This is a genomic window from Haladaptatus ordinarius, assembly GCF_054177595.1.
Genome location: NZ_JBPEHH010000161.1, coordinates 1 through 6,716, shown reverse-complemented (window position 1 = coordinate 6,716; position 6,716 = coordinate 1). Strand labels below are relative to the sequence as shown.

Sequence of the window (6,716 nt, the reverse complement as noted above, 5' to 3'; positions counted from 1 at the left end):
CGAGTCCGAAAGAGCACCGTCTGGCTGAGGGATATTGAACACATTCACTCAACCAGACATCTTCCTAATTAGACTAACGCTTTAGCTTCAGTTCTCACATCGGTTGGGAAGTACCGAGTGTATCACGGCTCAATTGAATCCGCAGAAGACGGCGGGATAAGTCGTCAGAATCAGTGTACTGAAGCGGGAGAGTGAAGTTGTGCAGAAGACACTCTTCCGCTTCGTGAAGCAAGTGGCTTCGCTCGCTCAAAAGCTTACTGACGCGGCTCTCATCCAGCTTAGCCATCCAGCCGGCAACGGGTTTGCCGGCTGGAAGCACGCTGTGTTGCTCTATCTCCGCGAGCACATGGACGCCGAGTACGAGGAGGTTATCGATTGGGCCGAGGAGAGGGAACGGATCCGGTTCTTATTGAGTCTTCGGCGCGGGGAATTCCCCGCGCCTTCGACGCTCTGCAAGGCGTTCAAGCGAGCTCCGATGAGTGTGTGGCGAGAGCTGCTCCGCCGTTCGGCGGAGCTGCTCGACCAGAACGGCCACGCCGCCATCGATGCCACCTACTTCGACCGCCAGCAGGCATCGACTCACTACCTCAACCGGACAGGACGGACGGTACGAACGATCCAGGCGACGTTTCTGGTCGACACCGCCGACGGAGCGATCCTCGACCTGCACTGCAGCACGAAGTGGCCAAGCGGGATGCGAATCGGTCCGAAGGTCGCCCTGCGGAACGCGGGCGACCTTCGAAGCCTCGCCGCTGACAAGGGCTACGACGACATGAGCTTCCGCGACGCCCTTCGAGCGGTCGGTGTCCGACCGCTCATCAACCATCGTGTGTTCGCACCGTACGATCACGCTCACAACGCACGAATCGACGACGAGCGCTATCATCAATGGTCGATGACTGAGACCGTGAATTCCTCACTCAAGCGCTCACACGGCTCCGCCGTGCGAGCGCGTGACTGGTTTCGTCAGTTCCGCGAGATTGCGCTCATAGCTGGCGTTCACAACATTGAACAATCGATAGAAGCGTGAATGCGAGAGATATTCGCGGATTCAATTGAGCCGTGTATCACTGAACGTTTGTGACCACCAGCCGTGGTGGTCGTTCGTTAGGCAATGCTAGTCGAGTGGTTCGTCGGTTATCGCAACCTGCCCTTTCGACGGTCTGGCACCCAGCGAGTCAGGACTGATATCGAAGTTGAAAACTGCCTTCGGAACTGCGAGTGTCGAACACGCATTCGGGATGTCGACCACGCCGCTCTGTCGGCCTTCGACAGGTACCGTTCCAAGGATCATGTATGCCTGTTCGCCGGTGTAGCCGAATTTCTTGAGGTATTCGATAGCCTCGAGCGCTGCCCGTCGATAGGCCACGTGAGAATCGATGTACTTCTGTTCTCCATCCTCGGTGACCGAGTATCCTTCGAAGACCACGTACTCGGAGAAATCCGGCCCACGGTGACCCGGTTCGAAGATGGGGTGGTCGATTCCGTACCGGTTCATCCCATCTTTGATGAGATCGAGTTCGATGTCGAGGTACCCTGCCATCTCGATCGCACCGCAGAAGGTGATCTCGCCATCTCCTTGTGAAAAGTGGATGTCTCCCATCGAAAGCTTCCCACCTTCGACGTATACCGGGAAGTACACCCTCGATCCAAGTGAAAGGTCTTTGATGTCGCAGTTCCCGCCGTTCTCTCGCGGTGGGACGGTTCGGGCCGCCTCCTCTGCGGCCGCTTCGGCTTCGTCGTCCGACATGTCGCCCATGAGTGCCGATTCTGTCGTCGGTGCGTTGGCAACGGGAGGCTGTGCTTCCTTCGTTGGATGATCCGGGATGGATTCGGGGTCGTCGGCGTGCTTGTCGATGAGCTCCTGTTCGCGCTCGTTCCACTCCTCTAGGAGTTCCTGTGACGGAGCAGTGCCGACCAATCCCGGGTGTATCTTCCCTTCGAAACGTACGTCTGGGATGTGGCGCGACGTCGTTTTCGTTCCGTTCAGTTCCCAGATGGCCTTCGAGGCGTCTGGGAAATGATCGGTGAGGAATCCACCGCCGTTCTGCTGAGAGAAAATTCCGGTGAAACCATACTCCCAGCGCTCGTTCAACACCCCGATGTCGAGGATGTCCATTACGAGCAGATCACCAGGTTCTGCTCCGTTGACTTCTATCGGTCCACTCAGGTAGTGGACTTGGGCGAGATCAACATCGCGAACGTCGTTCGCGTCATCGTTATCGTGAATCTGGCCCCCTGTCCAATCGAGACATTCGACTCGTAACTTTTCACCAGGATTCACACTGACAACTGACGGAATATCTGGATGCCATCGGTTGTGTACTGGCATTGGCTGTTCTGCTGGATCAGCATCTACGTCCACTTCGAATCGTGTTTCGGGCATGTAACCCCCCGGTCTAAGGTTGATACGCATCTAAATATAGATTCGTGGATAATATCTGCATACTATATTTCATCTATCTAGACAGATATCGATGTTCGATAGATAGCGTGTCGGTGCGACGGCCCGATTTGGCGACGGATATCAGTGTTCGTCGCTGCCCGTTTTCGGTAACCTACGACTGGCGCGATACAGTGTTTGCAGATCAACGTCGAATTCCGCAACCGTGGCTCGACACTGTTCCAGATAGGCGACGTAAGCGTCCACTGAGAGAGAGTTAGGAGCTTGCTCATCCAGTTTGTTGATTTTATGGAGAAGCCTCCAGATCTGTTCATCATGGACAATGAATTCTTCTGGATCCATAAATTGGAGAATCGCGGAAGCAACCGGCACCGTCACCCCTTTTAATTCCAACAATCGTTTGGTCATTTTCGTTGCCGTCGGTGCCCGTCTGGCTGCTTCGATAGTTGCATCCACGGTTTCCCACGAATTGGTTCGGAATCGGCGTTCCGCAGATTCGCGTTCCTGATGAGGAACTGCACCTAATTCGCGACGATAATACCACCGAACGATCCATTCCATGTCCTTCCAGACGACCGTTCCTTCTTCGAACGCATTGGGCAGCGTTTCGAGACGGTCTTGTTCGACGAGAAACAGTGGTTCCTGTCGTTCGTACTCCCGACTTTTTTCGAGCAATCGATGACGATCGAGTTCCATGGGTAGCCTCCGTTGGTTTCTACGACAGTACCAGACGCATCGACAGCCTGGTTGCTTGTCGTCCGTAGCTGAAACTGGGTCTTCCATCATCTTGATTCCTCGTTCTCCAGTGAAGTGGAACCTCGAACATTCCTCTCCCCGATGGGTGTTTTCGCGGTCGACAGGCGACACAATGCTCAAGTCGCTCGCCCCCAATTGGTAACTGATAGCATAGTCAGCGTTGCTCGTGTTCGACGACTGAGGAGATGGTCGAACACGATGATGCCAGTGAACGAAAAACCGGATCTGGAAAGACAAATCATGAGCCAAGAATCCGAAGACAATGTCTGCACGATCTGTCCATACTGCGGTGTCGGATGTGGACTGCAACTGACGGAGGGCACCGAGGAGGGAGACGTAAACATCAAACCGTGGTTCGATGCGCCGGTCAACGAGGGTGCGCTCTGTATCAAGGGTGGTGCCTCAACAGAGGTCGTAAACCACGAAGAGCGTCTCAAAGAACCGTTGATTCGTGATGGCGAGGAGTTCCGTGAAGCGACGTGGGAAGAGGCGTTCGAACTCGTCACCGACGAGATGAGTCGGATCCGTGACGAACACGGACAAACCTCGATGGGGTTTTTCGGGTCGTCGAAGTGTACAAACGAGGAAAATTATCTTCTCCAGAAGTTAGCTCGCCGATACGGTAACAACAACGTCGACAACTGCACTCGGATGTGTCACGCGTCGACAGTCGCCGCGCTCAGACAGAGTCTCGGTGCCGGTGCGATGACCAACAGTATGCGTGATCTTCGGGAGGCGGCTGACGTATATTGGATTCAGGGCGCCAACCCCTCCGAACAACACCCGATCGCCCACAGCAAGTATTTCAAACAAGCCGCGTTAGAGGATACGTTCGTTATCCAGGTCGACCCACACGCGAACAAGACTACTCGCGATGTCGACCTCCATCTCCAGTTGAAGCCGGGCACGGACATCCCGTTGTTAAACATCGTTCTCAAAACCGTCCTCGATAACGACTGGCTCGACGAGGAGTTCATCGACGAACGAACGGAGGGCCTCGACGGGCTGATTGAGACGCTCGAAGATTTCGACGCCAAGGAAGCTGCCGAAACGTGCGGCGTTCCCTTAGAAGACATCGAAAAGGCAGCCGAAGCGTACGCGACCGCGGACAACGCCGCCATCTTCACTGGGATGGGAATGAGCCAACACGCCTGCGGAACCGACAACGTCCAGAACCTCATCAATCTTGCACTGATGACGGGGAATCTCGGACGACCCGGAACCGGCGTCAACCCGCTCCGCGGGCAGAACAACGTCCAGGGAACCTGTGACGTCGGAACGATGTACAACACGTTCCCCGGTTACGTCCCCATCGACGACGACGAACAGCGGGCAGAGATCGAGAACGTATGGGGCTTCGAGCTACCGACGGAGCCGGGACTGTCCAACGTCGAGATCACGCAGGCTGCAGGCGATCAGATACACGGGCTCTACATCATGGGTGAAAACCCGGTCATCAGTGAGCCAAATGGGAATGAAGTCATCGAAAACCTCGAGAAACTCGAGTTCTTGGTTGTTCAAGATATCTTCATGACCGACACCGCAGAGTTCGCCGATGTCATTCTTCCAGCGACGTCCTGGGCCGAACGGGGCGGCACGGTCACGAACACCGACCGGCGCGTCCAGCGCATGCGCGCAGCGACACGGGTTCCCGGAAACACGAAACACGACCTGGAGATCCTCTCGGAAGTCGGGACGCGCCTGTTCAACGAAGGGTTCACCTTCGAATCTTCCGAGGAGATCTTCGAAGAGCTTCGTCAGGTGATGCCGATATACAGTGGGATTACGTACGATCGTCTTGGATTGGAAGGGCTTCACTGGCCGTGTTACGACGAGGAAGACGAAGGCGATCCCTTCCTCTATGAAGAGTCGTTCGACACGCCGAATGGGCTCGGCAAGATACGAGGTGTCCGGCACCAACCGCCGAAGGAGGTGGAAGACGACGAGTACCCGTTCGTGCTAACGACCGCAAGGCTGGAAGAGCACTACAACACGGGGACGATGAGCACTCGGTCACCCACGTTGATGCGTCGAACCGAAGAGAACTTCGTCGACATCCATCCGAGCGATGCGGAATCGCTGGGCGTCGAAGACGAAGAGTACGTGCGACTCGTCTCGCGCCGTGGGGAGGTCGTCGCCAGAGCGCACGTCACAGAAGATATCAAACAAGGAGTTATCTGGTCGACGCCCCACTTCGCAGATTCACCGATCAACCAACTGACAAACGACGCTCTCGACCCAGAAGCGAAGATTCCGGAGTACAAAGCATCAGCCGCGAGAGTCGACGTTAACGTCGAACCAGCCCCCCAGTCGGGTGACTGACTCCGGCGAACAGGCCCGTACGGGGATTCCCATCTTTAAACAGCGAGGGAATCCCGGCCTTTAGACCGGGCGGGAATCGCGTAAGCAACACTACACGGTCAACTGCTTAATCGAAATTGCCGGAGTCCAACTCCTTCTGAGCATGGAGTAGCATACCTTTCGACGTTCTACTGTACTGTTTCTTCGTTTCTTACAAACTCTTATACTGCCATCCGGCCTCCAACTCTATCTTGATATCTTCAATAAATAAGTTACACAAAAGTTACCCTTAAATGTTTCGGTCTTGTATAAGAGTGTGTGTCCGAGACGGTGACGAAAACACTGCAGGCGACGCTCACTCCGCCCACCACGGGCAAAGAGCAACGCCTCCAGCGACTCTTGGACACTTACCGAAACGCACTCCACGACGCTTTCGACGCTGGGGCAGATACGATGTCCGCGGTCAACGACATCGTGACGCCCTACGACCTCCCGTACCAAGCCAAAGACGCGCTCAAATCCTACGTCCCGAAACTCCACAAGACGTACGATGCCGAGGAATTAGGCGACGAGCATCCGCTTCGCCTCGTCAATCGAGCGGCCACGTTCGATTACTCCGACGAACGCGAATACAGTTTCGTGTGGCAGGCTCCGCAACCCGGCCGTGGGACGAACTTTTGGATTCCACTTCGCATTAACCCCGAGCAGGAATCCCTGTGGTTCGATCTGCTCACCGAGGATGTGACGGCGGGTGAACTGCGGTTACAGCAACACCGCAAATCGTGGGAATTGCACGTCACCGTCGAATACGCGGTCGAAGACCCAACCGATTCGGACGACGCGACGTACATTGGCTTTGACGTTGGCGAGAGCGCGTTGATTACGGGCTGTGCGCTTAAACGCGACGTACCACGCAAGCCGATGCTCGTCAGCGGCAGTCGAGCGCGACACCTCCGCAAAGAGATGTTCTCCACCCTCCGGCGGCTCCAACAGCGAGACGCCGCCGAGTGGCGCGTGGACGAACGATTCGACCACTACCAAAACGCGCTGACGGATATTGTCGAGAAGGCGTCTCGACAAGCTGTTGAATACGCTCGCCAGTTCGACGATCCCGTTATCGTCCTTGAAGACTTGTCGTACATTCGCTAGTTGTCCACTCTCTCGATAACTGCATCGGCAAAAGCTGCGCCTCACACGGTAAAGACCGCGAAATGAGACGAAGACTGTCTTGGATGCTGGATAGGGCGTGAATATG

General features: G+C 55.6%; 4 protein-coding genes and 1 pseudogene. 3 read left to right on the top strand and 2 right to left on the bottom strand.

All coding sequences use genetic code 11. From position 1 onward, the window contains the following. Positions 1 to 178 precede the first annotated feature (178 nt). Complete coding sequence (locus ACR3FF_RS25095; RefSeq protein WP_458190843.1) at positions 179 to 1,030, top strand: IS5 family transposase; 852 nt, start codon at positions 179 to 181, stop codon at positions 1,028 to 1,030. Between the two features lie 87 nt (positions 1,031 to 1,117). Here ACR3FF_RS25095 and fmdA read toward each other — a convergent pair whose 3' ends face one another. Next, complete coding sequence (fmdA, locus tag ACR3FF_RS25090) at positions 1,118 to 2,386, bottom strand: formamidase (RefSeq protein WP_458190842.1); 1,269 nt, start codon at positions 2,384 to 2,386, stop codon at positions 1,118 to 1,120. A 141-nt stretch (positions 2,387 to 2,527) separates the two neighbouring features. Continuing rightward, the gene (locus tag ACR3FF_RS25085) at positions 2,528 to 3,100 is read right to left on the bottom strand and encodes a hypothetical protein (RefSeq protein WP_458190841.1); all 573 of its coding nucleotides are present in this window, start codon (positions 3,098 to 3,100) and stop codon (positions 2,528 to 2,530) included. Positions 3,101 to 3,400: 300 nt separating this feature from the next. Between ACR3FF_RS25085 and fdhF the strand changes: the two genes are divergently transcribed. Together fdhF and ACR3FF_RS25075 are read left to right on the top strand one after the other, a co-directional pair. Continuing rightward, on the top strand, positions 3,401 to 5,482 hold the full coding sequence (gene fdhF / locus ACR3FF_RS25080; protein WP_458190840.1) for a formate dehydrogenase subunit alpha: 2,082 nt from the start codon (positions 3,401 to 3,403) through the stop codon (positions 5,480 to 5,482). A 297-nt stretch (positions 5,483 to 5,779) separates the two neighbouring features. Then, positions 5,780 to 6,607 (top strand): annotated as a pseudogene (locus ACR3FF_RS25075) (RNA-guided endonuclease TnpB family protein); the annotation flags it as partial. Positions 6,608 to 6,716: the final 109 nt, after the last annotated feature.

What these genes read in the sequence shown, in the direction of transcription:
- fdhF (WP_458190840.1), top strand. Translation starts at nt 3,401, where the DNA reads ATGAGCCAAGAATCCGAAGACAATGTCTGCACGATCTGTCCATACTGC.
- fmdA (WP_458190842.1), bottom strand. Translation starts at nt 2,386, where the DNA reads ATGCCCGAAACACGATTCGAAGTGGACGTAGATGCTGATCCAGCAGAA.
- ACR3FF_RS25085 (WP_458190841.1), bottom strand. Translation starts at nt 3,100, where the DNA reads ATGGAACTCGATCGTCATCGATTGCTCGAAAAAAGTCGGGAGTACGAA.